This is a genomic window from Gammaproteobacteria bacterium (genome assembly GCA_029882975.1).
In the GTDB taxonomy this organism is placed as follows: domain Bacteria; phylum Pseudomonadota; class Gammaproteobacteria; order SZUA-152; family SZUA-152; genus JAJDNG01.
This window is the reverse complement of the sequence record JAOUJW010000011.1, coordinates 1-26874: the sequence shown is the minus strand read 5'-3', so window position 1 is coordinate 26874 and position 26874 is coordinate 1. Positions and strand designations below refer to the sequence as shown.

The 26874-nt window shown below is 47.2% G+C and carries 30 protein-coding genes; 20 read left to right on the top strand and 10 right to left on the bottom strand.

Annotated features, from left to right (window positions below):
* Positions 1 to 11: 11 nt before the first annotated feature.
* The 11 genes from OEY58_09855 to truD all read left to right on the top strand — a co-directional run bounded on the left by OEY58_09855 (position 12) and on the right by truD (position 10173).
* Positions 12 to 911 carry an NAD(P)-dependent oxidoreductase gene (locus OEY58_09855; protein ID MDH5325753.1) on the top strand — a complete coding sequence of 300 codons (900 nt, stop codon included), beginning with the start codon at positions 12 to 14 and terminating at the stop codon, positions 909 to 911.
* A gap of 103 nt (positions 912 to 1014) precedes the next feature.
* Positions 1015 to 2370, top strand: coding sequence for an undecaprenyl-phosphate glucose phosphotransferase (locus OEY58_09850; protein ID MDH5325752.1), 1356 nt, complete (start codon positions 1015 to 1017; stop codon positions 2368 to 2370).
* Between the two features lie 15 nt (positions 2371 to 2385).
* The gene (locus OEY58_09845) at positions 2386 to 2772 is read left to right on the top strand and encodes a VanZ family protein (GenBank protein MDH5325751.1); all 387 of its coding nucleotides are present in this window, start codon (positions 2386 to 2388) and stop codon (positions 2770 to 2772) included.
* A 54-nt stretch (positions 2773 to 2826) separates the two neighbouring features.
* Positions 2827 to 3327: a hypothetical protein gene (locus tag OEY58_09840; protein ID MDH5325750.1), complete on the top strand. Its 501-nt coding sequence runs from the start codon at positions 2827 to 2829 to the stop codon at positions 3325 to 3327.
* A gap of 152 nt (positions 3328 to 3479) precedes the next feature.
* Positions 3480 to 5129, top strand: coding sequence for a CTP synthase (locus OEY58_09835; GenBank protein ID MDH5325749.1), 1650 nt, complete (start codon positions 3480 to 3482; stop codon positions 5127 to 5129).
* 30 nt (positions 5130 to 5159) lie between these two features.
* The gene (kdsA, locus tag OEY58_09830; protein MDH5325748.1) at positions 5160 to 5987 is read left to right on the top strand and encodes a 3-deoxy-8-phosphooctulonate synthase; all 828 of its coding nucleotides are present in this window, start codon (positions 5160 to 5162) and stop codon (positions 5985 to 5987) included.
* 79 nt (positions 5988 to 6066) lie between these two features.
* On the top strand, positions 6067 to 7359 hold the full coding sequence (eno, locus tag OEY58_09825; GenBank protein MDH5325747.1) for a phosphopyruvate hydratase: 1293 nt from the start codon (positions 6067 to 6069) through the stop codon (positions 7357 to 7359).
* Positions 7360 to 7549: 190 nt separating this feature from the next.
* On the top strand, positions 7550 to 7855 hold the full coding sequence (gene ftsB / locus OEY58_09820) for a cell division protein FtsB (protein MDH5325746.1): 306 nt from the start codon (positions 7550 to 7552) through the stop codon (positions 7853 to 7855).
* A 16-nt stretch (positions 7856 to 7871) separates the two neighbouring features.
* Positions 7872 to 8621, top strand: coding sequence for a 2-C-methyl-D-erythritol 4-phosphate cytidylyltransferase (gene ispD, locus OEY58_09815; GenBank protein MDH5325745.1), 750 nt, complete (start codon positions 7872 to 7874; stop codon positions 8619 to 8621).
* Between the two features lie 33 nt (positions 8622 to 8654).
* Positions 8655 to 9134: a 2-C-methyl-D-erythritol 2,4-cyclodiphosphate synthase gene (ispF, locus tag OEY58_09810; protein ID MDH5325744.1), complete on the top strand. Its 480-nt coding sequence runs from the start codon at positions 8655 to 8657 to the stop codon at positions 9132 to 9134.
* Positions 9127 to 10173 carry a tRNA pseudouridine(13) synthase TruD gene (truD, locus tag OEY58_09805; protein MDH5325743.1) on the top strand — a complete coding sequence of 349 codons (1047 nt, stop codon included), beginning with the start codon at positions 9127 to 9129 and terminating at the stop codon, positions 10171 to 10173. Before ispF ends, truD begins: the two co-directional genes overlap by 8 nt.
* 123 nt (positions 10174 to 10296) lie before the next feature.
* Here the strand turns inward: truD and OEY58_09800 are convergent, their stop codons facing one another.
* On the bottom strand, positions 10297 to 10866 hold the full coding sequence (locus OEY58_09800; GenBank protein ID MDH5325742.1) for a Smr/MutS family endonuclease: 570 nt from the start codon (positions 10864 to 10866) through the stop codon (positions 10297 to 10299).
* A 165-nt stretch (positions 10867 to 11031) separates the two neighbouring features.
* Between OEY58_09800 and surE the strand changes: the two genes are divergently transcribed.
* The 5 genes from surE (at position 11032) to rpoS (ending at position 15035) form a co-directional block, all read left to right on the top strand.
* The gene (gene surE, locus OEY58_09795) at positions 11032 to 11790 is read left to right on the top strand and encodes a 5'/3'-nucleotidase SurE (protein ID MDH5325741.1); all 759 of its coding nucleotides are present in this window, start codon (positions 11032 to 11034) and stop codon (positions 11788 to 11790) included.
* On the top strand, positions 11787 to 12452 hold the full coding sequence (locus OEY58_09790; GenBank protein MDH5325740.1) for a protein-L-isoaspartate(D-aspartate) O-methyltransferase: 666 nt from the start codon (positions 11787 to 11789) through the stop codon (positions 12450 to 12452). Before surE ends, OEY58_09790 begins: the two co-directional genes overlap by 4 nt.
* Entirely contained in the window at positions 12449 to 13030 is a 582-nt protein-coding gene (locus OEY58_09785; GenBank protein MDH5325739.1) for a DedA family protein, read from the top strand. The genes OEY58_09790 and OEY58_09785 overlap by 4 nt, the downstream gene beginning before the upstream one ends.
* Positions 13031 to 13188: 158 nt before the next feature.
* Positions 13189 to 13992, top strand: a complete 804-nt coding sequence (locus tag OEY58_09780) for a peptidoglycan DD-metalloendopeptidase family protein (GenBank protein ID MDH5325738.1) — start codon at positions 13189 to 13191, stop codon at positions 13990 to 13992.
* A gap of 26 nt (positions 13993 to 14018) precedes the next feature.
* Positions 14019 to 15035, top strand: a complete 1017-nt coding sequence (rpoS, locus tag OEY58_09775) for an RNA polymerase sigma factor RpoS (GenBank protein ID MDH5325737.1) — start codon at positions 14019 to 14021, stop codon at positions 15033 to 15035.
* An 18-nt stretch (positions 15036 to 15053) separates the two neighbouring features.
* On the opposite strand, the gene OEY58_09770 is transcribed toward rpoS, so the two are convergent.
* The 3 genes from OEY58_09770 to OEY58_09760 are packed head-to-tail and all read right to left on the bottom strand — an operon-like array spanning position 15054 to position 17419.
* Positions 15054 to 15455, bottom strand: a complete 402-nt coding sequence (locus OEY58_09770; protein ID MDH5325736.1) for an Mth938-like domain-containing protein — start codon at positions 15453 to 15455, stop codon at positions 15054 to 15056.
* A gap of 24 nt (positions 15456 to 15479) precedes the next feature.
* Complete coding sequence (locus tag OEY58_09765) at positions 15480 to 15905, bottom strand: DNA polymerase III subunit chi (protein ID MDH5325735.1); 426 nt, start codon at positions 15903 to 15905, stop codon at positions 15480 to 15482.
* Positions 15902 to 17419, bottom strand: a complete 1518-nt coding sequence (locus tag OEY58_09760; protein MDH5325734.1) for a leucyl aminopeptidase — start codon at positions 17417 to 17419, stop codon at positions 15902 to 15904. The genes OEY58_09765 and OEY58_09760 overlap by 4 nt, the downstream gene beginning before the upstream one ends.
* 198 nt (positions 17420 to 17617) lie before the next feature.
* On the opposite strand from OEY58_09760, the gene lptF reads away from it, so the two are divergent.
* Positions 17618 to 18751, top strand: coding sequence for an LPS export ABC transporter permease LptF (gene lptF / locus OEY58_09755; GenBank protein MDH5325733.1), 1134 nt, complete (start codon positions 17618 to 17620; stop codon positions 18749 to 18751).
* A 2-nt stretch (positions 18752 to 18753) separates the two neighbouring features.
* Complete coding sequence (lptG, locus tag OEY58_09750; GenBank protein MDH5325732.1) at positions 18754 to 19818, top strand: LPS export ABC transporter permease LptG; 1065 nt, start codon at positions 18754 to 18756, stop codon at positions 19816 to 19818.
* Positions 19819 to 19909: 91 nt separating this feature from the next.
* On the opposite strand, the gene soxB is transcribed toward lptG, so the two are convergent.
* The 6 genes from soxB to OEY58_09720 form a co-directional block, all read right to left on the bottom strand.
* A complete protein-coding gene (gene soxB / locus OEY58_09745) occupies positions 19910 to 21631 on the bottom strand; it encodes a thiosulfohydrolase SoxB (GenBank protein MDH5325731.1) in 1722 nt (573 codons plus the stop codon).
* 202 nt (positions 21632 to 21833) lie between these two features.
* A complete protein-coding gene (gene soxA, locus OEY58_09740; GenBank protein ID MDH5325730.1) occupies positions 21834 to 22670 on the bottom strand; it encodes a sulfur oxidation c-type cytochrome SoxA in 837 nt (278 codons plus the stop codon).
* Positions 22671 to 22730: 60 nt separating this feature from the next.
* Complete coding sequence (gene soxZ, locus OEY58_09735; GenBank protein MDH5325729.1) at positions 22731 to 23048, bottom strand: thiosulfate oxidation carrier complex protein SoxZ; 318 nt, start codon at positions 23046 to 23048, stop codon at positions 22731 to 22733.
* Positions 23049 to 23088: 40 nt separating this feature from the next.
* Positions 23089 to 23553 (bottom strand): thiosulfate oxidation carrier protein SoxY, encoded by a 465-nt coding sequence (gene soxY, locus OEY58_09730; GenBank protein MDH5325728.1) that lies wholly within the window; start codon positions 23551 to 23553, stop codon positions 23089 to 23091.
* Between the two features lie 33 nt (positions 23554 to 23586).
* Positions 23587 to 23964 (bottom strand): sulfur oxidation c-type cytochrome SoxX, encoded by a 378-nt coding sequence (gene soxX / locus OEY58_09725; GenBank protein ID MDH5325727.1) that lies wholly within the window; start codon positions 23962 to 23964, stop codon positions 23587 to 23589.
* 377 nt (positions 23965 to 24341) lie between these two features.
* The gene (locus tag OEY58_09720) at positions 24342 to 25757 is read right to left on the bottom strand and encodes a M48 family metalloprotease (GenBank protein MDH5325726.1); all 1416 of its coding nucleotides are present in this window, start codon (positions 25755 to 25757) and stop codon (positions 24342 to 24344) included.
* Between the two features lie 299 nt (positions 25758 to 26056).
* Here OEY58_09720 and OEY58_09715 point away from each other — a divergent pair, with 299 nt between their 5' ends.
* Together OEY58_09715 and OEY58_09710 are read left to right on the top strand one after the other, a co-directional pair.
* On the top strand, positions 26057 to 26287 hold the full coding sequence (locus tag OEY58_09715) for a sulfurtransferase TusA family protein (protein ID MDH5325725.1): 231 nt from the start codon (positions 26057 to 26059) through the stop codon (positions 26285 to 26287).
* Positions 26288 to 26325: 38 nt separating this feature from the next.
* On the top strand, positions 26326 to 26793 hold the full coding sequence (locus OEY58_09710) for a DsrE/DsrF/DrsH-like family protein (protein ID MDH5325724.1): 468 nt from the start codon (positions 26326 to 26328) through the stop codon (positions 26791 to 26793).
* Positions 26794 to 26874 lie beyond the last annotated feature (81 nt).

Sequence of the window (26874 nt, the reverse complement as noted above, 5' to 3'; positions counted from 1 at the left end):
GCTACTTAGAAATGAAAAATAAAATATTAATTACAGGCGCCACTGGATATATAGGTAGTCGCTTAGTGGGCTATTTATTAAAAAGGGGGTACGAGGTAAGTGTGACTCTTCGCGCAGGCTCTGATTTAACAGGTTTAGGGGGAAAGGTAGTAGAGCAGAATATTATAACGTTATATGAGAATGAAACGGCAGCGAGTTTGGCAAGTAGATTTTGTGAATTGAAACCTGATTTGGTTGTGCATTTGGCATCGCATTATGTAAGTGAGCATAAGTTAGAGCATGTTGAGTCGCTAATTGATTCAAATGTACTGTTTGGCTCTCAATTGCTGGAAGCTATGGATAGAAGTTCATGTAAAAATTTACTTAATATTGGAACTTCTTGGCAACATTATAACAATAATGTGTACGAACCGGTAAATTTGTATTCAGCGACAAAACAAGCCTTTTTGGATATTGCAGCGTATTACCATAAAGCTAGGGGTTTTAAGATAATTGATTTAAAACTGTTTGACACGTTCGGGCCAAATGATTCTAGAAAAAAATTAATTCCGCTTTTAATAAAAAACTTGGGGTTGGATACGGAAATTAAATTGTCACCTGGAGAACAACACATTAATCTGGTGTTTATTGATGATGTATTAAATTGTTTGGAGATGGGGGTGAGTAGATTACTCAGTGAGAGCCAGAATGATATGGAAGAGTATATGGTTAGTGCGGAAAGTACGATTTCCATAAAAGAACTTGTGAAAACTATAGAGAAAGTATCTCAAAAAAGCTTATCAGTTCAGTGGGGTGCGAATCAGTACAGGAATCGAGAGGTTATGCGTCCGTGGGATAGAGGTTTGATTCTACCAGGTTGGTCTCCAAAGGTAAGTTTGGAAGAAGGGCTACAAAGAGTAATTAACTGCTGATAAATGAGTGATTCGATATTTTACAAGAGCTACTTGGTAAACAAAAATGATTCCTAGGGGAGTATTACAAGAGTACGCGAGCACATTGTCGTTTATCTCCAAAATGTTGGATGTAATATGCGTTTTGCTAAGCGCGTGCGTAGCTCACTATTGGCGCTTCGGAAATTTAGATTTTTCAATTAGTTATCAAGCAGCGCTTTTGATCGCCGCAATGTTGACCTTTATCGTGTTTTCCGCATCCGGTATATATACTTCCTGGCGTGGCAAAAACTGGGTTTACCAGGTTCGAGTGGTAATGTTAGCTTGGATAGTAGTGCTTACTCTCTTGGTCGTAATATCTGTGTTTACTAAGACAAGCATAATATTTTCTCGCCAATGGATGATTATGTGGGCTTTCAGCGGCGGTGTATGCTTGGTGGTGTTTAGAATCGGTTTTTACGAATTATTAAAAGCAATGCGAAAACGCGGTTGGAACCATAAACGCATAGTGATTGTGGGTATAGGGGAGTTAGGGTTAAATGTAGCGGAAAAAATTCGCAATGCTGCATGGACAGGTTTGGATATTGTGGCATTTGTAGGTCCCGAAAATTCAGAGTATGGGCTGTCGGCCATAGATAGTATACCTGTAGTACCTAGTTCCGCTAATTTGTTTAAATTGATAGAAGAAAAAAAAGTCAACGAAGTCTGGTTAGCATTGCCTTTACGCGAAGAAGAACGAATGGTCGAAATATTAAGTGCTTTACGCCACAGCACAGTCAATATCCGCTTCGTGCCTGGTATATTTGGGTTTCGCTTGTTAAACCACTCGATTACCGAAGTGGCCGGTTTGCCGGTCATTGATTTAAGTGCCTCGCCCATGGTGGGGATGAACCGCTTTATTAAGGAGTTGGAAGACAGATTACTGGCATTACTGATTTTATTGTTGGTGAGTCCTTTGTTGGCAATCGTCGCTTTGGGTGTGAAACTGACTTCGTCGGGGCCAGTGTTTTTCAAGCAAATGCGCCATGGTTGGGACGGGCGTCCGGTAAAAATTTATAAATTTCGGACCATGACAGTACATGAGGAAGCCGATGGAGAGGTTACTCAGGCGACCAAAGGCGACACTCGTATTACACCCTTTGGGGCTTTTTTACGCCGAACCAGTTTGGATGAATTACCGCAATTTATGAACGTTTTGCAGGGGCGAATGTCTATAGTAGGACCCAGGCCTCATGCTTTGGCCCACAACGAGTTTTATAAAGATCAGATTGATGCCTATATGTTACGCCACAAAGTAAAACCCGGTATTACCGGCTGGGCGCAGGTCAACGGTCTGCGAGGTGAAACCGATACCTTGGACAAGATGAAACGGCGCGTGGAATATGATCTTTATTACGTGGAAAACTGGTCCTTGTGGTTGGATTTGAAGATTATTTTGATGACCCTTTATACCGGCTTTATTCACAAAAACGCCTATTAAACGATTATATATAAAGTGGAATTGCGATTACGAAAAATTTGGCTGGGTTTGGGTATCGCCTTGGTAGCGACGATTATTTTTCTTAGTCTCAGCTCCAACCCACCCAAGATTATCCATTTCCAATTCGGGGACAAAGTGGGTCATTTCCTGGCTTACTTGACCCTCATGGCTTGGTTTGGGCAATTGTATTTCAAACGCGTGTCTCTATTGATATTGGCCCTGCTGTTTGTTTCCATGGGAATCGGTTTGGAGATTCTGCAAGGTATGAGTGGACGCCGTTTTTTCGAGATCGCCGACATGGCGGCGAACACCATCGGTGTATTGGTGGGGTGGTGGTTAAGTGAAAATATTTTAAGCGGTTTGTTCGCCAAAGTGGAAGCTCGGATTGTTTTTAGACAGTAATAGATTTTTGCTGCCTCGGTTTATTCACAACAATAGTTCCAAAAACAGGTCAAAATGGTTCAAATCGTTCTAGTTATTGTGGTGTATGTGTTGGGTCCGGCCCTAATTTTAACCTGGGCGGTAAGGCGCTTTCGTTCCGGTGTTAAACCGGAGTTCTCCGAAGTGGTGGCTGTCACTTTTGCTGTAGTATTGCTGGGATTGCTGATTTTTTCCAATCTTAAATTCGTCAGTGACCAGGATGCGGATGAAACCCAGCAGGTGGTGTCAGCGTTAATATCGCGCTACGATTTTCCCGTGCAGGCCAAATATCAGGCTAGACCGGCTGTGGATGGTATAGCCCATCGGCGTTACTTGGAGATTCGGGTCTATGGAGTCGCGGCGCCTAAAGAGCAAGAGAAAATACAGGAGATTGTAAAAAAACTGCGCAAACAAGTTGCTAGTAAGCCCATCGTGGTCAATTTTTTTAAGGAAGAGGTGTGGCAGGAAAACCCGGACGGTTCCCGCTTGCCATTACGTGATCAGGAACAATTAATGAAGAAAATCCGGTTAGAATAGTCGCTGGAAATTTGTCCCTATAGAGCAAACTGTGAGCTGTGGCCATTGAGCCAACCCCCGATTTCTGGTAACTTGTAGTCCCTTCAAAATTTAGAAATTTTCCCCAAAATTCATCCCCTTCAACACTGGGTGTTGAGGGTTAACAGGTTGATATGACAAAATTTATTTTTATTACGGGCGGTGTGGTGTCTTCCCTGGGTAAAGGCATTGCATCGGCGTCTTTGGCTGCGGTGTTGGAAGCGCGTGGTTTAAAAGTAACCATGATGAAACTGGATCCTTACATTAATGTGGACCCCGGTACCATGAGTCCTTTTCAGCACGGCGAAGTGTTTGTGACCAATGATGGCGCCGAAACCGACTTGGATTTGGGGCATTACGAACGCTTTGTGCGAACCACTATGACCCAACGGAATAATTACACCACTGGTCGTATTTATTCCGATGTGATCCGTAAGGAACGTCAGGGGGATTATCTCGGCGGCACGGTTCAGGTCATTCCGCACATTACCGATGAGATCAAGCGCCGGGTTATGGAAAGCGCCGGAGATGCGGATGTTTCCATGGTGGAAATTGGCGGTACGGTCGGGGATATTGAGTCTTTGCCCTTTCTTGAGGCCATACGGCAAATGGGTGTGGAGCTGGGGCACGATCGCACCTTGTTCATACACCTGACCTTATTGCCCTATATACCCACCGCAGGGGAGCTTAAAACCAAGCCCACGCAGCACAGTGTTAAGGAATTGCGCAGTATCGGCATCCAGCCGGATGTGTTGATTTGTCGCGCCGATCGTCCCGTACCGGCGGACGAGCGTCGTAAAATCGCCTTGTTCACCAATGTGGAAGAGCGGGCTGTGGTTTCCGCTATTGATGTGGACAGTATTTACAAAATTCCCATGATGCTGGAAGAGCAGGATCTGGATGATATTGTGGTAGAAAAGCTCAAGCTGGAACACATTCCAAAGCCGGACTTATCGCAATGGCAGGCGGTAGTGGATGCGCTGGACAATCCCACCGGCGAGGTGGACATCCACATGGTGGGTAAATACATGGACTTGACGGAAGCGTATAAATCCTTATCCGAGGCCTTGGTCCATGCGGGAATTCACACCCGTACCAAAGTGAATATCAAGTATATTGATTCCGAGCAGATTGAAAAAGAAGGCACCCGCTGCCTGGAAGGGACTCAGGCCATATTGGTTCCCGGTGGTTTTGGTGATCGCGGTGTGGAAGGTAAAATTGAGGCGGTTCACTATGCTCGTACTCATAATATTCCCTATCTGGGTATATGTTTGGGTATGCAGGTCGCAGTTATTGAGTATGCTCGCAACGTGGCGAAACTGGACGGAGCTCACAGCACTGAATTTGACCCCGAATCCGAGCATCCGGTAATCGCTTTGATTACGGAATGGACCACTGAGACCGGCAAAATCGAAAGACGCACCGAATCGTCGGATTTGGGCGGTACCATGCGCCTGGGCGGTCAGGCCTGTCAGTTGATGCAAGATTCCCGGATTCGCGAATTGTACGGTAAGGACGTCATTGTGGAGCGGCACCGGCATCGCTATGAATTCAATAATCGCTACCTCAAGATATTAGAGGAGGCCGGTTTGGCCATTACCGGAAAGTCATCGGATAACAACCTGGTGGAGGTGGTGGAAATTCCGTCTCATCCTTGGTTTATTGCCTGTCAGTTCCATCCCGAGTTTACCTCCACACCGCGCGATGGCCATCCCCTGTTTAGTTCCTTTGTGGATGCGGCACGGCAGTTTCGACAGACCCGAAATTTAGAAAAGACGGCTTAGACCAGCGTAAATACAGAGGCAAAGCGTGCGATGAAATTATGCGATTTTAAAGTGGGTGTGGATCAGCCTTTTTTCCTTATTGCCGGTACCTGCGTTATCGAGAGCGAGCAGCTGGCTTTGGATACGGCGGGCTATTTGCAAGAACTCTGCGCTAAGCTGCAAATTCCCCTGATTTACAAGTCCTCATTTGATAAGGCCAATCGTTCGTCCAGCAAGAGTTACCGTGGTCCGGGCATGGAACAAGGGCTTAGAATCCTGGAAAAGGTGCGACAGCAGATTGGTGTTCCGGTGTTGACGGATGTGCATGAAGACACGCCTCTGAACGAAGTGGCTCAAGTGGTGGACGTGATGCAGACCCCGGCCTTTTTGTGTCGCCAGACCAATTTCATCCAGGCAGTGGCCCAACAGGGTGTACCGGTGAATATTAAAAAAGGTCAATTCATGGCGCCCTGGGATATGCAGAATGTGGTGGACAAAGTCAGGGAAGTGGGTAACGAGCAGGTAATGGTGTGTGAACGGGGGGTTTCTTTTGGCTACAATACCCTCATATCCGATATGCGTGGTTTGGTGATTATGCGCCAAACCGGCTGTCCGGTGGTTTTTGATGCGACTCATTCGGTACAGCAGCCGGGAGGGCAGGGAACCCGTTCCGGTGGGCAGCGCCAGTTTGTGCCGGTCCTGGCTCGTGCGGCGGTGGCGGCCGGTATTTCCGGTTTGTTTATGGAAACCCATCCCAACCCGGATCAAGCCTTGAGTGACGGGCCCAATTCCTGGCCACTGGACAAAATGGAAGCCTTACTGGTTTCTCTAAAAGAAATTGATACTGCCGTCAAAGCGTCTGCCTTGGCCCTGGATTGAGGCAGTTCCCGGCTGGAATACAGCAAATGAAAGTGCAATAAGCAATAAACAGCAGCAAATGAAAATAATGGAGTAAAGAGTGAGTAATAAGACAAATATTTCCGAAATTCGTGCCCGAGAGATTATTGATTCCCGAGGCAATCCCACGGTGGAAGCGGATGTGATTCTGGCTTCCGGCGTCATGGGACGTGCGGCGGTACCTTCCGGTGCGTCTACCGGATCTCGCGAAGCGATCGAACTGAGGGATAATGATAGCAGTCGTTATCTGGGCAAAGGGGTTCGTACGGCGGTAGCCAATGTGAATGGTGAAATTCGTGATGCCTTGGTGGGTATGGATGCCACTCAGCAAGCACAGTTGGATGAGAAAATGATTGCCCTGGACGGTACGGACAACAAAGCCCGTTTGGGGGCCAATGCCTTGTTGGCTGTTTCCATGGCAAGTGCCAAAGCGGCCGCCGCCGCTGTTAATCTGCCCTTGTATCGCTACTTGAATCCCGGTGATGAATATCAAATGCCGGTCCCCATGATGAATATCATCAATGGCGGTTCTCACGCCGATAACAGCGTGGACTTACAGGAATTTATGATTATGCCTGTGGGGGCTCCCAGTCTTAGTGAAGCCGTGCGTTACGGTGCGGAAGTATTTCATGCTCTGAAAAAAGTATTAAACAGCCGGGGGTTGAACACCGCGGTTGGAGACGAGGGAGGTTTTGCACCGGATTTACCTTCCAACGAAGCGGCGATTGAAATCATTCTGGAAGCGGTGGAAAAAGCCGGCTACAAAGCCGGTAAAGACATTTATATCGGTATTGATGCGGCGTCTTCTGAATTTTATAAAGCGGGCAAATACGAGTTGGCTTCGGAAGGTAAAAGCCTGAGTTCAGAACAAATGGTGGATGTGCTGGAAGCCTGGGTCAATAAGTTTCCTATTTTGAGTATTGAAGACGGCCTGGATGAAAATGACTGGGACGGATGGGGTGGGTTGACTCAACGTCTGGGCGGCAGAATTCAATTGGTAGGTGATGACTTGTTTGTTACCAATACTAAGATTTTGCAGGAAGGCATAAGCAAAGGTATCGCCAATTCCATTCTCATTAAGGTAAACCAAATCGGTACTTTGACAGAGACCTTGGCGGCCATAGAATTGGCTAAATCCTCCGGCTACACGGCTGTGATTTCACACCGGTCCGGTGAAACAGAGGATGCAACCATTGCGGATCTGGCTGTGGCTACCAACGCCGGTCAGATTAAGACCGGTTCCTTGTCTCGTTCCGATCGTATTGCCAAATACAATCAGTTGATTCGAATTGAGGAAGAACTGGGTGCCAAAGCCGTTTATCCCGGTAAGGCTGTATTCAAACAATTGAGCTAGTCCGTGCCGGGGCATGACGTCCCGGCGGTTGCCATGCCTGTTCATTCCTGGATGAGCAGAGATGAGGGAATAATGGTTAAGTGCGCGAAAAATTCAGGGAATATCGGGAATATTTCCAAATTTTTCAGAAGCAATTGACGATTTTGCCCTTATATTATGCCATTCATGGAGTGGATCAGAGGTTCCCTAAATGAAAGCACTCATCACCATACTGGTATTGCTACTGGCCGTTTTGCAATTCAAGTTATGGTTTGGGGATGGCAACCTGCGGGAAGTGTGGCTATTGCGTGACGCCATAGAGGCGCAAAAAGTGGAGAATCAGGAATTGCGCAGACGCAATGCGGCTTTGGAAGCTGAAGTACAGGATTTGAAAAAGGGCTTGGAAGCCGTGGAAGAGCGTGCCCGCAGTGAGTTGGGTATGATTAAAAAGGACGAAACTTTTTTTCAAGTGATTGAACGGGGTTCTTCCACCACACCTGTTCCTGGACGTAAATAAGAGGTCCGTCGGTTTTATGGAGAGCAGGCAAGGCCGGCGTTTCTGGGGGGTGATACCTGCGGCTGGTGCGGGTAAACGCATGGGATCCCAAGTACCCAAACAGTATTTGCCTCTCGCGGGTAAAACCGTGATGCAGCACTCCGTTGAAGCTCTATTACAACATCCGGAACTGAATACAGCGGTCGTTGCCGTGTCTCAGGACGATTCCTATTGGTCAGAATTGGCATTGGCACTCCCGGGGAAAACCGTGCACCGAACAGAGGGTGGGCAGGAGCGCTGCCACTCGGTATTGAATGCATTGGAGGCGCTGGGCAGCTTGGGCGCAGAAGCTACGGACTGGGTCTTGGTGCATGACGCTGCTCGACCTTGTGTGCGCGCTGAAGACATTCAAACCCTGATTCAAACTTTGCAAAACGACCCGGTGGGCGGCCTGTTGGCGGTCCCCGTCAGCGACACTATCAAACGGGCTGTGGTATGCAATGCGGATAAAACCGGTACAGAGGGGCACAGCAGAGTAGAAACCACGGTGGAACGCAGCGATTTGTGGCAGGCACAAACCCCGCAAATGTTTCCTTTGCGTGCCTTGACCGATGCGCTACACCAAGCCTTGCAGCAAGGCTACTTAGTGACTGATGAAGCGTCCGCCATGGAATTCGCGGGTCATCAACCGCGACTGGTTCCAGGACGCACCGACAATATCAAAATCACTCGCGCTGAGGATTTAGCCCTGGCGGAATTTTATATACATCGGCGTAACGATTCTTAGAAACTACAGAAATTTGCAACGACAGGAATACCCATGCGAATAGGACACGGTTTTGATGCACACCGTTTTGGCGACGGGGACAAGGTTATTTTGGGTGGTGTCAGCATCGCTCACGACAAAGGTCTGCAGGCCCATTCCGATGGTGATGTATTGCTGCACGCTCTGTGTGATGCTCTATTAGGAGCAGCCGGTTTGGGTGATATAGGTCGCCATTTCCCCGATACCAGCGCCGAGTACGAGAATATCGACAGTCGTATTCTGTTGCGTCACGTCATGCAGGAACTGAGTTCACGACATTGGGGCGTGGCCAACTGTGATATGACACTGGTGGCGCAACAACCTCGCCTGGCGCAACACGTACCCGCTATGTGCAACAATATCGCTACCGATTTGGGCATAAAGCCGGATTGTGTCAATGTGAAGGCAACCACTACCGAGGGCATGGGCTACACCGGTCGTGCCGAAGGAATAGCGGCACATGCCGTGGTGTTGCTGGTAAAAACGGATGTCTGATCCGCTCCTGGAGCAATTCCAACATCACCTCCAAGAATTGGCCTTTGCCTTTGGTGCGCCTCAAGCGAAAGGTCGCTTACGATGCAGTCCCACGGATTTTAAAGTGTGGGAACAACTCTCTTTTACTCCCAGTGGTGACGGTGAACATTGGTTTTTCCAAATCGAAAAAACCGGGTTGAATACCGAGGAGGTGGTATCCCACTTGGCCAATCAGTTAAAAGTCAGCAAAGTGGACATAGGCTATGCGGGTCTAAAAGACAAACATGCCGTCACTACACAGTGGTTCAGTGTCAAGCTGGCAGGTAGAGATGTACCGGCAGCAGCACAAATTGATACGGACCAGTTGCAAGTGCAGCAAATGTTGCGCAACCAGCGCAAACTGAAAACCGGCGCTATTGCGCAAAACCGGTTTGAAATTCGCGTTAATGAACTTCAGGGCGATCGGGAATGGATTTGCGAGCGTGTCAACACTATCCGCGAGCGTGGTGTACCCAATTATTTTGGTGAGCAACGTTTCGGTCACAATGGGCAGAACCTGTTTCGGGCCAGGGAGATGTTGCAGGGAAGAAAAGTCAAAAGTCGCCATTTACGCGGGCTGTACTATTCCGCCATCCGTTCTTTTTTGTTCAACCGGGTATTATCTCATCGTGTGGAGCAACGGTGTTGGAATCAAGCCTTGCCGGGCGACGCCATGTCCTTGGATGGCAGTCGTTCCAGTTTTATTGCCGAGCATATCGACACAGAAATTGAGCGTCGCCTCACGGAGTTTGATATCCATCCCAGTGGCCCCTTGCCGGGGACTTGCGGTAAGAGTGGTTTGGCGAGCGGGCAGGCAGCGGAATTGGAACAAGCCATATTAGAGCCGTATCAGGAGCTTTGTTCCCAGTTACAAGCCAGTGGCTTAAGCCAGCAGCGGCGCGCCTTACGCCTGGTGGTGCCCGATATTGAGCTGAGCCTTCAGGATGATGTTCTGCAACTGGCTTTCAGTCTACCCTCCGGTGCTTACGCCACCACAGTATTGAGAGAGTTAGTGTCGTAGTATTGTAGATTGCTGCGCCCTACCTCCATCCCTGGAGTCGTGCGTCGAATCACCATCGCTGAGTTTGCATGCCGCTGGAATTTTTGTAGGGCGGGTTAGCTTACGTAAGCCGGTGAGAAAGAATCAACCGCTCTTGCGCAATAACACATACAGTGCCCCCGTATCTCCGTCTTTAGGCATGGCGGAATGGAAGGCCAGAATGCGTTGATCGGAGCGAAGCCAGTGGTTAACCTGCTGTTTTAGAACCGGTTGATTATTTTCGGAGCGGTGACCACGGCCATGGATCACTGTCACGCAACGGTAACCCTGTTCACTGCAATGGATCAGGAACTCGGTTAATTGATGTGCGGCGGCATCGATGTTGGTGCCGTGTAAATCCAAAATTGCTTCGCACTGTAGCTGTCCCTGCTTGAGTTGTTTCAGCTTCCTCGGTTGTACGCTGCTGTCAGCGTAGTGAATGATTTCATCAGGCCGGGTCGGTGGAGCGTATTCTGCATGGGTAAAACCCGTTGATATTGCGGCGGCCGTGGCCTGCAGTGGACTTTTTGGTCGGATTTTGCCGCGATACGGTGCAACTTTGTCATGAACCAGGGGTTTTACGCCCTCCATGGCTTGCTGAAACAATTCTTGTTCATCCTTGTTTTGGTCGGTAGTGTCCGTTTTCGATGAATTTTGACTGGGTTTTTTACTCATAAATAGCTCATTATCAAAATTTTTACCAAATTGTACTGCAATAATCGGAATTATTTCCTAAGATAAACAACGTCGTGCAATAACTTGTCAGTTCAGTCTCTTAACTTTAAACTGCGACATTTGAAACGGGACAGTTTAACCGGCTTATATGCTTAATCGGTACCCATGCGAATATTAATTAGCAATGATGACGGTTACCAGGCCCCCGGAATCCAATGTCTGGCGCAAGCGTTGCAGTCGGTGGCTCAAATCACAGTCGTCGCACCCGACCGCAATCGCAGCGGAGCCAGTAACTCTCTTAGCCTTGATAGTCCCATACGTGCTACCACCATAACGGATAATATCGTGGCTGTGGACGGAACCCCTACAGACTGTGTGCATTTGGCTATTACCGGTTTGTTAGAACACGAACCGGATATGGTGATTTCGGGTATTAATGCCGGTGCCAATATGGGGGATGATGTACTTTATTCCGGTACCGTTGCCGCGGCCATGGAAGGTCGATTTCTGGGTTTACCAGCATTGGCTGTATCCCTAAGCGGGGAAAAATTTCAACATTTCGATACGGCGGCGAAGGTCGTATTGCATTTACTGAAAAGCCTAAACCGACAGAAACTGGCGGCAGATACCATTCTCAATATCAATGTACCTGATATTCCCTGGGAAAAACTTAAAGGAATTGAAGCCACGCGTCTGGGGCGACGCCACAAGTCTGAACCGGTCATAAAACAACTGGACCCCAGAGGCCGCCCCGTATATTGGGTCGGGCCCGTGGGCGCGGAGGAAGACGCCGGTCCGGGAACGGATTTTTATGCAGTGAATCATCATATCGCTTCGGTAACCCCGATCAAAGTGGACCTGACCCAATACGATACCATTGAAACCGTGTCGCGCTGGTTGGAGGAGAACAAACTGACATTATGAGTACGAATACACGTCACCGCGGAATTGGTATGACATCGCAGCGCACGCGCGAACGCTTGGTAAAACGTCTGCATCAACAAGGTATCAGCCACCCGGAGGTGCTTGATGTGATTCGTACATTACCACGGCATATTTTTGTAGATGAGGCTTTGGCCAGCCGCTCTTACGAAGATACTGCATTGCCAATCGGATACAGTCAAACTATTTCCCAGCCTTATGTGGTTGCAAAAATGACCCAAGAACTATTGGAGTCTGGGCCTGTCAACAAAGTGTTGGAAGTGGGTACGGGATCCGGATATCAAGCTGCTGTATTGGCCAAGTTGGTCAGCCAGGTGTTTACGGTAGAACGGATTCGACCATTGCTCAACGCGGCCAGACAGCGGTTTTCCGAATTACGGCTGTATAACATAAAAAGCGACTATTCTGACGGTAGCTGGGGCTGGGATGAACATGCCCCTTTTGATGCCATCATTGCAACTGCCGCGCCGGCAGACATTCCCCAGGCATTGTTGGAACAATTAGTGGACGGGGGGCGTTTAATTGCACCGGTGGGAACAGCGGGAAGTCAGGAACTGTTGTTGGTTACACGGAGCAACTCGGGTTTTGAAACCCGCTTGTTGGAAAAAGTCAGTTTTGTTCCCATGTTGGAAGGAATTCAATGAAATTGTTTTCACCCTTGTATGAAAGAGCCATGCGGTGGGCTGCGCACCGTCATGCTCAATGGTATTTGGCAGTGTTGAGTTTTGCTGAATCATCTTTTTTCCCCATTCCTCCTGATGTGATGTTGGCACCGATGGCTTTAGCCAACACACGGCGCGCCTGGTACTTCGCATCATTGACTACAGTAACATCCGTGCTTGGTGGCGTATTAGGTTATCTCATTGGTGCATTTGCATTTGATGTGATTGAGCCGGTAATAATCACTTGGGGCTACATGGAAAAATATCAATTGGCGGTGAATTGGTTTACAGACTATGGAGTCTGGGTAATTTTCATAGCAGGGTTTTCACCCATTCCCTACAAAGTGTTTACCATAGCCTCCGGTGTAGTGGCTATGGCTTTTGTGCCCTTCCTGTTAGCTTCCATTTTAGGAAGGGGGGCTCGGTTTTTTCTGGTTGCCGGACTCATGGTATGGGGTGGCAGTAAAATGCAGGAAGTGTTAAATCGTCATGTTGATCGCATTGGTTGGGCAACAGTAGTTTTAGCTGTGTTAGGGTTTGTGATTATGGAACTGCGGTAAACAGGAAAAGACCGTCCTAACATAATGAATGGCGATATGAATATAACCTTTTCTGATTTCAAAGGGGTTATAACCGTATGAGACAGGTTGTTTTTTACGCCAAAAAACCAAAAAAGTCCTGGATAAGCCAAATTCATTGGACAAGTGTTGCGATTGTCATGATAATCGCTAGTGTACCAATGGGTTGCGGGGCACATGTCTTTCATGTTGTCGAGAGGGGAGAAACTCTGTATTCCATTGGTTGGATGTATGGTTATGATTATCATACTTTGGCGGAATGGAATCAGATTCAAGCGCCATACACGCTAAGAGTTGGACAACGCTTAAGAGTTAATCCAATGTCTCATGCGCAACCGGCATGGGCCGGAGCGGACAAGAAGCACATCACAGAAACCGATGTCAGTACTAAAGGACACTGGGTAAAAACCGATAAGCGAATTAAATACAACGCAGAGGTGTATAAATCCGGGGAAGAGCTGAAACAGACAAAGCAACAGGTTTCACAACAATCTGTCAACAATGTTAACTATAGTGTTAAAAACAGTGTTAAAGCCAGTGTAGAAAACACGATTCAGTGGTTATGGCCCACACGTAGTGGCCGCATTGTTAATACATTTAAGGCAGGCAATCCTGGCGAACGAGGATTGGATATTGTGGGAACGGAAGGTCAATCTGTGTATTCAGCATCATCCGGTAGAGTCGTGTATAGCGGAAGTGGTTTGCCACGGTATGGGAAGCTCATCATAGTCAAACATAATGATATGTTTTTAAGTGCGTATGCGCATAATAAGGAATTGTTGGTTAAAGAAGGTGATGAGGTTGGTAACGGACAGCAGATAGCCGTAATGGGAAACACGGGTAGTCAGAATCGCAGTAGATTGCATTTTGAAATTCGCCATCACGGGAAACCGGTTGATCCCTTGCTTTTTTTACCTACACCAATTCCGAAACAATTTAATTGAAAACTATTGTTTAAAGAGTTGTGCATATGTTGGAAAATAAAGACGAACCAGAAACTGACCCTGAATTGGATGATATCGTGGATAGTGAAGATTTAGTATTAGACGATGATGAAACCGATGTTTTAGTGGATGAAGTCGAAGAGACTGAGGTTGAGGAAGAATCAACACCGGCAAAATCCAAAGTATACGCCAGGGGGGAAGTCACCGAGCGAGATCTGGATGCGACCCGAATCTATCTCAGTGAAATCGGCTTTTCACCCCTGCTATCAGCCAAAGAAGAAGTATACTATGCGCGGTTAATTGCCAAAGGCGATGAAGACGCCCGCAAACGCATGATTGAAAGTAATCTGCGTTTGGTGGTGAAAATTGCCAGGCGATATTTAAATCGTGGTTTGGCGCTTTTGGATTTGATCGAAGAAGGTAATCTGGGTTTGATTCGTGCCGTTGAAAAATTCGATCCGGAACGCGGCTTTCGCTTTTCCACCTATGCGACCTGGTGGATACGCCAGACTATCGAACGGGCTATCATGAATCAGACGCGTACCATTCGTTTACCCATTCATGTGGTTAAAGAGATAAATATCTACTTGCGCGCGGCAAGGCATTTATCCCAGTCATTAGATCACGAGCCCAGTCCGGAAGAAATCGCACAAATGCTGGATAAGCCCATAAGCGATGTTAAACGTATGCTGGGTTTGAACGAACGCGTGACATCAGTGGATGTGCCCCTGGGGCGCGATAGTGATAAATCCATATTGGATGCAATTCCTGACGAGCAAAATGTCGATCCTTCCGTTTTGTTACAGGACGAAGATATTCAGTCCTGCTTGGACTTGTGGTTGGGACAGCTCAATGACAAGCAGCGTGAAGTGGTGGAATACCGCTTTGGTTTGCACGGTCGTGAGGTTGCCACTTTGGAAGAAGTGGGTAACGAATTGGGGGTCACCCGTGAACGGGTGCGACAGATTCAGTTGGAAGCGTTGAAACGCTTGCGTGAAATCATGGAACGCGAAGGCTATTCGGTAGATAACATACTGAAATAGTATGAGTCTTTGAGTTGTTTAAGGCAGCAGGATAGCTGCAGCGACATGCCGTCCTTCGTGCATGAGAATGTTATAGGTTCGACAAGCCGCCGCTGAATCCATAACTTCCAGGCCGATACCTAAATCGGAGAATTCGGCCATCACATGGGCCTGAGGGAAGACTAAACGCGAACCTGTGCCCAATAGCAGCAATTCCGGATCCAGCTCTTTGAGTTGAGTTAACAGCGGTTCTGACAACTCTTCCACATGGCGTGCCGGCCAGTCGCTAATCAAGCGGTTAGGCATAATCACGAAACTGTTCGATAAGGTCCGTTCCTCAAATCCGACACCGTTGCCGGCCGGTGACATAACGGTGATTTCATGAGCATTGACACTGCGAATGGTGTAACTTGAGGGGTCCAGTTCCTGATTGATTCTCATTGTATTCTCGCTAACGGGTTGTGGTCAGTTAATTTCATGGGTGTTGATGGAGTAGCCGCGGTCCTTGTAAAACTTGTAGTTTTCTCTGGCAGCTTGGCGTAACGCATCATCTCCGTGAACAAATTCAACCACACGGTCAAATTGGCTGAAAAAACCGGGAATTTCGGCGGATAGATTAATCATCACATCCGCATGAATTTGAGCATTGTACCCGAAGCCAATCAGGATGGGGGAGGCAGGTGGGTTGGTTGGCTTATCTGACGTGATTTCGTGGGGTAAAAAGCTACCCTGCCGGAAAGTCCACAGCATCTCGTCCAAGCGTAGCGCCTGTTGTTCTGAGCCGGTATGGATGTATATGGAGTGGGATAGGTGGTACACCTTGTCCACCAATTTACAGACGAATTGTTCACTGGGCTGTTCGCCCAGGATATAAAAATCGATTTGAGTCATGACTTTTTCTTACTACCCTGTTCTTCGACACATTGGTCAATCAGGAACTGTGTCAGTAGGGGTACCGGTCTGCCGGTTGCGCCTTTTTCCGCGCCGGAGATCCAGGCGGTGCCGGCAATATCCATGTGGGCCCAGTGATATTTTTTGGCGAAACGTGATAAAAAACAAGCAGCAGTTATGGTGCCTGCGTCTCGACCGGCGACATTGGGGATATCAGCAAAATTACTCCTCAATTGTTCCTGGTATTCATCCAGCAATGGTAAACCCCAGGCCCGGTCACCGCTCGCTTTACCCGCATTAAGCAATTCGTGGATCAGAGGATTGTGATTCCCCAATATTCCCGTTACATGGTGTCCCAGGGCGATAACGCAGGCACCGGTTAGCGTGGCGATATCCACAACTTTATTCGGTGAATAGCGTTCAGCATATGTCAGGGCGTCGCACAAAATTAAACGGCCTTCCGCGTCAGTGTTTAGTACTTCTATGGTTAAGCCGGACATGCTGGTGACGATGTCACCTGGATTGGTGGCATTTCCGTCCGGTTTGTTTTCACATGTGGGCACAAGGACTACTACATTGAGAGGCAGATTGAGTTCAGTGCAGGATTTCATCACACCAAATACGGCAGCGGCACCACACATGTCGTATTTCATTTCATCCATGGCTGCAGACGGTTTTATGGAAATTCCACCGCTATCGAATGTGATGCCCTTTCCCACTAAAACTACCGGTTTTTGGGTTTTGGGGCCGCCCTGATATTCAAAAACAATAAATTTGGGAGGGCGGCGACTGCCTTTGGCCACACACAAAAAAGCACCCATCTGCAGTTTTTCGATGGCGGCTTGATCATGAACTGTGACTTTCAGTTTGTCATGGGTTTTTGCCATATCCTTGGCTTGTGAGGCCAGGTAGGAAGGGTCACAGACGTTCGGGGGCAGGTTGCCCAGGTCTTTGGCCAGTTTGACCCCGTTAGAAATGGCAATGCCCTCGCGTACTGCTTTTTCGCCTCCGGCTAAATCACTGCGTTTAGGTACACAAAAGATGAGTTTTCGCAGTGGGCGGCGCTGATCGGCTTTTTTGGATTTAAATAGCTGAAATTCGTATAAGGCACTGTTGCTGATTTCCACTGCCTGGCGCACGTTCCAAACCATATCCCGGGTTTTAACGTTCAGTTCCGTCAGATAACAGGTACCTTCCATGGAGCCGGTTTCATTAAGAATGGATGCGGCCTTGGAGATGATTTTCCGATATTGACTGTCTCCCAGTTCGCGTTCCCGCCCGCATCCCACCAACAATATGCGTTCAGCCAAAGTGTTGGCAACATTGTGTAGTAGCAGCGTTTGGCCGATTTTTCCTTCAATATCTCCACGTCTGAGTAGGCTGGATAGAAACCCGTCGGTGGCTTCATCCAATTGTTCGCCTGCGTTGCTAAGACGCCTGGGCTCAAAGACGCCGACAACAACACACGCAGTACGTTGTTTCTCGGGGCTGCCGCTTTTAACACTAAATTCCATGCCTTGTTCCTTTATGAATTCACACCTTGGTTGTATGATTGGCTTCGTGAAACCCACAAACACAAGTCCGGGGTTCGCCCAAATACCGCACACACGCATAATAGTTTAATCCATGTACTATTGTGGACAAAGTTTTTAGTGCGGAAAAAGTTTTTGTAGCGGCGATTTTGATAAATTTTTACCCGGATCAGGGTATACTTGCCGTCATCTGCTGGGGTCGGGTTCAAATCATTGGTTATAGAGCGCTATTTAACAAAGGAAATCCTGCATAATCTGCTTGCCGTGTTGGCAGTGATTTTGTTGATTTTTATGGGGCGGTATTTTGCCCGTTATTTGGGTTGGGCTGCAGAGGGGTTTATATCCGGATCCATCGTGTTTGATTTGCTGGTGTTACGTACTTTAAGCGCCATGAACCTCATCATCCCATTTGGATTGTATATTGCGATTTTCCTGGCCTTTGGACGTTTGTATAAAGACAGCGAGATGACGGCTCTATCAGCCTCTGGTATAGGGCCTCAGCGTATTCTTCGTTCCATGTTCTGGCTGACGTTGTCGGTTTCAGCCGTAGTTGCCGTGTTGTCATTGCTGGTTTCCCCTTGGTCTTTTGAAAAAGCTTTACAGATACAGGAACGCGCTGAAGCCAGTGGTCGACTGGAGGGTGTTTTGGCCGGTCACTTTAACCGGGTGAATGCCAAGCGTAAGGCAGTGATCTATGTGGAAGGGGTGTCCGAGGACCGTAAGCGTATTAGTAATGTATTTGTTCAAATGAGCGATGGAAACACCTTGGATATTTATTCAGCCAAAAGTGCCTTTTATGATCGTTCTGACACTACCGGGGAACGTTATATCGTACTGTCGGAAGGACATCGGTATGTAGGGATTCCCGGAGAAGCGGATTTTCGAATTCAGAGTTATGAAAAAAGCGCTTTTCGGGTAGAGCCCCCCAAGATTGTGGAAAAAAACCGTACCCAACGCGCGTTGAGCTCTACCGAATTGATGCGTTCGACCGATGTGAAAGACCGGGCGGAATTTTACTGGAGACTGTCCTTACCCTTGTCAACCTTTTTATTGGCCATGTTGGCCATGTTGCTCAGCAAAACCTCACCACGCAGAGGTCGTTTTGCCAAGTTGTTTCTCGCGATTCTGGTGTTGGTGATTTATAACAATATGGTTACGGTTTCGCGTTCCTGGGTAGAGCGGGGTGTGTTACCGCCGGAACTCGGTATGTGGTATGTGCATATCATTGCTTTTACGGCCATTGTATTTTTCCTCTATCGCCAGATTGGATTCAGTTGGATGCGTCAACGCAAACAAATCCTGCGGACATCTTGATTATGAAAATACTGGATCGGTACATTGGCTGGAGCGTTATTATCAACATGGTCGTTGTCATGGTCGTGTTGCTGTCCTTGTTTACCTTCGTCGGGTTTTTCGAAGAGGTGGATTATATCGGCAAGGGCCGTTACGGTGTCAGCGAAGCCATATTGTATATTGTCTTAAGTTTACCCAGTTTAATTAGCCAACTGATGCCAATGACGGCTTTGCTTGGCTGTACCGTGGGATTGGGAATGCTGGCGGGTAATAGTGAGCTGGTGGCCATCCGCAGTGCCGGGGTATCGTTGCGACGCATAGTTTGGTCGGTAATGAAAGTGGGTATTCTGGCCATGGTCTTTGTGGCTGTAGTGGGCGAATGGGTGGGGCCGCACAGTGAGCGCTTGGCTCAGACTCTACGTTCTGTGGCCCTGTCCAATCAACTGAGTATGGGGGGCAAGCAGGGGCTTTGGGCAAAGGATGGAACCAATATTATCAATGCCAGAAAGTTTCTCCCAGGGGAACGTCTGGGCGAAATCTACATTTATGAAATGGATGATCAACATCGTCTGATACGGTTAATACAGGCGCAAACGGCTTCCTACCGCAATGAACGCTGGATTCTGGAAAATGTTCTACAAAATGAACTCAAAGAAAACCAAGTCATTACCGCAGCAAAAAAGGAACTGGCCTGGGATACAACGATCAGTCCGGATTTACTCAGTGTAGTTACCGTAAAACCCAATACCTTGTCTACCTGGGGCTTGTACCAATACATCGAATATCTACAGGCGAATGGATTGAGTTCCAGTAATTATGTTCAGGCTTTTTGGTCTAAACTGGCTTCCCCGTTAGCAACCGGTATTATGGTGTTATTAGCCATACCCTTTGTATTTGGTCCTTTGCGCTCGGTCAGTGTGGGCCAACGGGTATTGGTAGGAGTATTGACGGGTGTGGCATTTCATCTTCTTACCCAAACATTTGCTTATGTGGGGTTGGTTTTTAAACTGAACTCAGCCTTTAGTGTCTTTTTGCCACTGATTCTGGCGGCGATGGCGGCTTATTGGCTGTTTAAAAGAGTCTATTGATCTGCTGTTTGTAATAAAAAAACGGTGGGCTTGCCCACCGTTTTGTTTTACGACTCACCTGCCTGGGTTACAGGATAGGTTACAGGATAGGTTACAAGACCATACCGTCATTGTCCTTAATGCCTTTGATTTTTGGCAGGTTAAGTTCCTTGATGCTGACGGTCTTTTTGGCCACGAGGTACTCTTCAACCACATCCCAAATTGGTTTGCCCTCCAGCGGTCTGGCCACGCTGGCCCAGCCCGCCACAGAATATTTTTTATTGGGGTCCAGTTTCTTACCTTTCAGTTCCATATCGGTAATGCGCTTGCCTATTTTTGCTGTAGGATCCATAGCAAATTTCAAACCGCCAACACGAACCATGTCACCGCCTTGTTGAAAATAGGGATCTTCATTAAAGAGATTGTCACCCACATCTTCCAGAATATCCTTGATTTGCTGGCCGGTAAACTGGTTCAGTGTGGCCGTGGGGTAGGTTATGGCAGTTTGTGTCATCACGTGTTCGCGTGTAATAGGTTCGCCTGGAAGTACGCTCACACCCCAACGAAAACCGGGTGAAAACGCAATCTCAGCACCTTGCACATCCATCATCGCGTCCATAATCAGTTGGTCAAAAGTACCATTGAAATTGCCGCGACGGTATAGCAACTCGTCACAAACCGCTAATTTTTGGTTCAGTTTCTTCTCGTATGGGGCTCGGACTTTCTTAATGTATTTGGACATTTCCTGATCCGGTTCCAGGTAATTGGAGAATACCGGTAACAAAGAAAATGCAAAGTTTCTGACCTTGCCATTTTTAACTTCAAAATCCATGACCGAAAGGAATTTTCCGTTGGAGCCGGAATTGACAACCAGGGTAGTACCCCCTTTGTTTTTTACCTGTACAGGTCGCGGAATAGCGTCATGGGTGTGGCCGCCGAAAATGACATCGATGCCGGAGACTCGGCTGGCCATTTTAATATCCACATCCATGCCATTGTGAGATAGAACCGCAACTACTTGGGCACCCTCGGCCCTGGCTTTGTCAACCGACTGTTGCATCTTGTCGTCACGGACACCAAAACTCCAATCGGGAACCATAAATCGCGGATTGGCAATTGGTGTATAAGGAAAGGCCTGGCCAATGATGGCTGTGGGAATTCCATTAATTTCTTTGATCACGTAGGGTTTGAATACATTTTCTTCCCATTCGTTATCAATAATGTTTTGTGCAACAAAATCGATGTGTCCCTCGAAATCTTTTTCCAAAACTTCTTTGACCCGATCCGCACCAAATGTGAATTCCCAATGGCCGGTCATCACATCAACACCCAGCAGTTTACAGGCATCCACCATATCCTGAGCATTGGTCCACAATGAAGTGGCTGAACCTTGCCAGGTATCACCGCCATCCAGTAATAGTGATCCTGGACGCTGACCGCGGACATGTTTCACCAAGCTGGACAGGTGAGCGAATCCGCCTACCTTCCCAAAGCGTTTGGCCGCTTCAACGAAGTCAAGATAAGTAAATGCATGGGCTGCCGCTGTACCTTCCTTGATGTTGTAATATTTCAGAAAATTCTTACCGACAACATGAGGGGGGTTCCCATTCATGCTGCCAACACCGATATTGATATTGGGTTCACGAAACCAAATGGGCAGTAACTGCGCATGACAATCGGTAAAATGCATCAACGAGACATTACCGAACTTGGGTAAGTTATACATATCGTCCGGCGCTTTATTGGTCAAACTCTTGGCTTGTCCCGGTAAATGTACACCGGCGAGGCTGGCTACGCTCAGCATTTGCAAGAATTCTCTACGAGATATATTCATCCCAAACCTCCAGGGAAGTAATTGAATTTTTATTTCTAGGGTACGGCTAAGTACGGGCAGCGAGCATTGTATCCACAACTTTGGAACGTTTCTAGTATCATCACCCGTTTGTTTTTATCTACTTATGACGAAGTTGTAAATAAAAAACCCGGTTGGAGTCTACGCTCCAACCGGGTTTTTTTACAAAGCCTGCAACACTGTATTATTTTCGAACTCCGGGACCATTGAAAGTAATTCCGTTGCTCATATAAGTAAGAAAATACTCCAGATTGCTGTACTCTTCACCTTGTGCTTTAAACGGTTTGGCACGTACCTGTTTGTTACAGCCGGTTACACGACGGTGCAGTGAACCCATGCCGCCCCACTTGGACCGATAGACCGGGAAGTGAGAAGTGTGGCCCAGACCCGGGCTCAACAAATCGGCGCGGATACGGTTACCGGCATTATCAATGTGGCAGTGAGCACAGGAAACATTCAATTGGCCGCGACGGGCATAATAGAATTGTTTGCCTTGATTGTAAGCCTCCAACGCCCGTTGATCGTGCGGGATTTTTACATCGATTTTCTTGCCACGAGTGGTATATGCCATGTACGCAGAAATGGAAACCAGTTTACCTTTTTTGTATGGTAAGGGTGCTTCACCATTTTTAACTCGACAGTCGTTAATGGCTTTTTCCATGGTTACAATTTTCCCCGTATCTTTGTCAAACTGGGGATAATCGTTGCGTACGCCTATACCACCGTTACGAAAACAACTGGCATAGGTTTTACCATTTTTAAAAGGAGTGTTAAACAGCTCTTCACCTTCTTCAACCGCAAGCTCATACGGGGGAAATTCCTCGATGGCTTCCCATTGTTCTCGGGATGCGGCATCAATGGCATATACGCCATTAGCGTATTCTTCCAGTGGTACATTGGGAAAACGTTTAAAGAAATAGTCTCGAAATGCTTTTAGATCCGATGCTGGATCTGCCTGTACTATCATCGGCGCGGCGGTAATTGTAACAGCCGCGACCGCAGTCATCAGAAGTCTCTTCATTGTTTGCTACTCCTCCTCGGAATTGGCTTGTCCTGGGCGGTACCCCGCCTCTGGTTATCGTTATTTAATTTTCGCTGTTCCAGAAGCGTTTTTACCTGTGTTGTCAACCCAGCTCACATTGACATCGTCTCCAGCAGATCCCCCTTTGAATCGGATGGAAAGGTAGGGGTTTTTGGAAACAGCGGGGCCCCAGTCAGCGGTAGCGACAACTTTACCTTTATGCTCACATTTGACTTCCTGGATAAAATGTTCCGGGATTTTTTCCCCGGTTTTTTTATCTTTACGCAACCCGGTTTCCATCGGGTGGCTCATCAGCGCTTTCACTTCAGTCACGCTGCCTTTGAGTTTGGCTCGAATACGAATGCTTTTTTTAGCCATTGAAATGTTCCTCTGTCTTCGATGTTCAGTAAATACGGAATTAACCGCCGCAACCGCCGATGGTTACTTTCACGGTCTTGGAATTGCTGTACAGCTTGCCGCCGGATTTAACAATTGCAGTAATCGGCGAGGTTTTACCCATTTTAATTCGCGTGGAAGCAAAACCGGTGGCATTGCTGGCCAAGTTGAAGTTGCACACCAGAGGTTGTGGGTTTTTTTCTACCAACACCGTAATGGCTTCGACATTGGACATTTTAGTGGAAATGGTAATAGGTACAACGGCACCGTTTTCTGCGATGTCTGGAGCTTTAATTTTGATGTCGCCGCTTTGTTTTGTATCACTGGTGCCGTGCAGCTCGGAAAGAGCTTCGCTAACGGTTTTGGCCTTAAAAGATGCAGACGGCCACGCGGCCAGTACCATGCGTGGAGTCAGCAGGCCGGCACCAATAGCTGTGCCTACCATACTTCCGGCAATTGTGCCTTTTAAAAACGTTCTACGTTTCATACTCTGAAATCTCCTGTAATAACTATAAATTTCTTATAGGGTATAAATGAATTCAACAACCAAATCCAATTCTTTCTCAGTCAGGATTTTGTGTTTACCAAACGGAGGCATAATGGTATTTGGAGATGTCACAGTGGCATCCCAGATTTTGGCGCGTAGCTTGGCCTTATCCGGGTAGCGCGCTTTCATAGCAATTAACTCCGGACCGATATTTCCCGGCAGTTCCCCACCTTTGATTTTGTGGCACGCGAGGCAGTTGCCTTTTTTACGATCAAAAGCCACTTGCTTGCCATCATCGGCCATGGAATCTGCGCCCACGGCAATACTGGGTGTCAGGCAAATACCGCTTAGGGTGAACATGGCACCAAAAGCAGCTATCAGTTTAACAGCGGATTTCCGCGTTGCTCGCATCACTTCCTCCTTAATTACTCACTTTTATTGTTCGATTGACGGATGGAGTTGCATGAGACGGGTCCAGACACGATAGGGTAAATAGTCTGCGACTCTGTCTTAGTACTCCACCAGTCCAACTCACCGGCTTTAATTACATTCCCAAAGGGAAATGACATGGCTGTTATTGTTACTAAACGTTATAGTGTCGCCAAGTCCGTCTCATTATGATTGCTTCTTATTACTTGCTATTCATGCGTATCTTGGTAGTCAGTACAGGAAATACCCCTACTTTATACTGAATCCCAGTCGCTACGCATAAGACCCTAACATTTACGAGTTTCATCCAGTCGGTCAGACAGTACTATATTTCACCCAACAAAATCAAATATACGAACTCAATTATTATACAAGAATGATAAATGGGCAGGTTTTGGCGGGGGTGGTTGATTTGCGATCACTTTTTCCTTTAATTGTTGTATTTTCGCTGTCAATCGCAGCTTTTCGGTACGGTTGTTTTCCGCCAATTTCAGGGATGACTTAAGATGTTTTATGGCGCCATGAATATTTCCAATCAGTCGATAGTGATCCGCCATGGCTTCATGGGCTTCTTTGGGTTGATTTAACCCGGTACAGGCTTGGGCTTTAAGTTTATATAGTGCTGCATTGTCGGGGGTTTGGCGCAATTGTTTATCCAGTAATTGCAGGGCCTGATGGGCTTGTTGATTTTTAATCAAAGAAGAAACATGGAGTGACGTCAAAGGTAGGGCATTGGGATAAAAAAGACGGGCCGTATCTAATACTTTAATCGCATTATTATATTCCTTTTGCTGATATTCGATTTCAGCCTGAGTAATAAGATAAGGCAGGCGCGGACGGTCTTTACGTATGATGTCATTGATCAATTTACGAGCAGTAGAATACTGTTCATTTTTTAGATGAATAATAGCTTGTTCATATTGCTCCACAAACACGGCTTTGCTGTTTCGTGTGGGAAGGCCGCTTTGAGAGGATTTTTTTTTGCTGTGATAGTGGTAATACAAACGGGCTGTAGTCAACGAATAGTTCGTGGCATCCTGCGCCTGCAGGGGTTGAATTTGGGCGGCCAATTCCTGGCTGTCGGCAATACGTGAGGCGGTGATGGGGTGGGTCCGTAAGAATTCCGGTAGACCCGTATCGGAATACTGGTGTTGTTGTTGTAGTGTTTTAAAAAACGTCGGCATGGCTTTGGGGTCAAATCCGGCTTGTGACAGCAGCCGAATACCGATGCGGTCGGCCTCATGTTCATAGTCGCGGGAATAACTTAATTTGCTTTGTACTGTTCCGGCGATTGTGCTCGCCAGCACCGCATTACCTACCTGGGCATCGCCAACGGCCATTGCTGCGAAAATAGCCAAAATGGAAGGCCAGGTCATTTTGCTGCCTCGATCCATGCTGCGTAGCAAGTGGCGTTGGGTTACATGGGCTATTTCATGCGCCAGAACCGAAGCCAGTTCGTCCTCACTATGGGTGGCGAAAATCAATCCGGTGTGGATACCAATGTAGCCGCCAGGTCCGGCAAAGGCGTTGATTGAAGGGTCCTCAACAATGAAAAACGTAAAATTTTGTTTTTCTTCCATATGTGCTGCCAATTTATCCCCTAAATTCTGAATATACTCAGTACTCAAAGGATCATCCGCCAGTTTTAAGGAATTTTGGATGTAATTTAGAAATTCATCCGCTAAACGCTTTTCTTCCTCGCGGGACAACACTACATCAGCGCTACTGCCCAAATCAGGTAATTCAGACGCAACGACGGGGATCACGGAAATCATGAAAATCTGTGCGCACAAGGCAATCAGGGTGCAGTGTAAAATTTTGGATTTTATGTTTAGCATTTTTCTAGGTCGTAAGTGGGGCTTAATAAATTGTCCCCCAGATTTGCTTTCTTTGACAGCTCCGGTGGAAATAGTTTTAATTCCAACTTCTTATATTTATCACAAAGTAAAACCTGGTTGCCAACCGCGCGGCAGCTGTTGCAATTTTCACTAATTTGGAATATAAGTTGTCAATTGAATACTAATGAATCACAAAAATTAGACGATAATGCTAGTAATGACATAAGGAGTTTAACATGGCAGATTTTGATCAAGAGTTGGATGCAAGCGGTTTGAATTGTCCTCTTCCCATATTGAGAGCAAAAAAGAGCTTGGCAACAATGGAATCCGGACAAGTTCTAAAAATTATTGCAACAGATCCGGGATCGGTTAAAGACTTTGAAGCCTTTGCCAAACAAACCGGCAATGAGTTATTAGACTCCGGTGAAGACGGTGGGAAGTTCAACTTCCGTATCAAAAAAGCTTAAGCATTTTACCCTTAAACGATTTATAAGGTGGGACATGCATGTCTGATAAAAAACTGGCAATTATTGCAACCAAGGGATCCCTGGATTGGGCTTATCCTCCGTTTATATTGGCGTCAACTGCAGCGGCTTTAGGGTATGAAGTAGAGATATTTTGTACATTTTATGGTTTGCAGTTACTACGGAAAAAACTCAATTTACAAATGTCATCATTAGGGAATCCGGGCATGCCCATGCCGATGCCCATGCCAGTTTTGTTTCAGGCCCTGCCCGGTATGCAGGCCATGATGAGCACCATGATGAAGCAAAAAATGAAAGCCAAAGGTGTGGCCAGCGTAGAGGAGCTTCGGGATTTGTGTGTTGAAGCGGGAGTGAAGCTCATTGCTTGTCAAATGACCGTGGATTTGTTTGAATTTCGAAACGATGAATTTATCGACGGAATCGAATATGGCGGTGCGGCTACTTTCTTCGAATTTGCCGGACAATCGGATATTTGTTTGTTTATTTAGTCGACACCACAAGAAATACAAAAAACCCGGCAATTGCCGGGTTTTTTGTGCATGTAAGAAATTTTTATAAAGCCGGAGGCG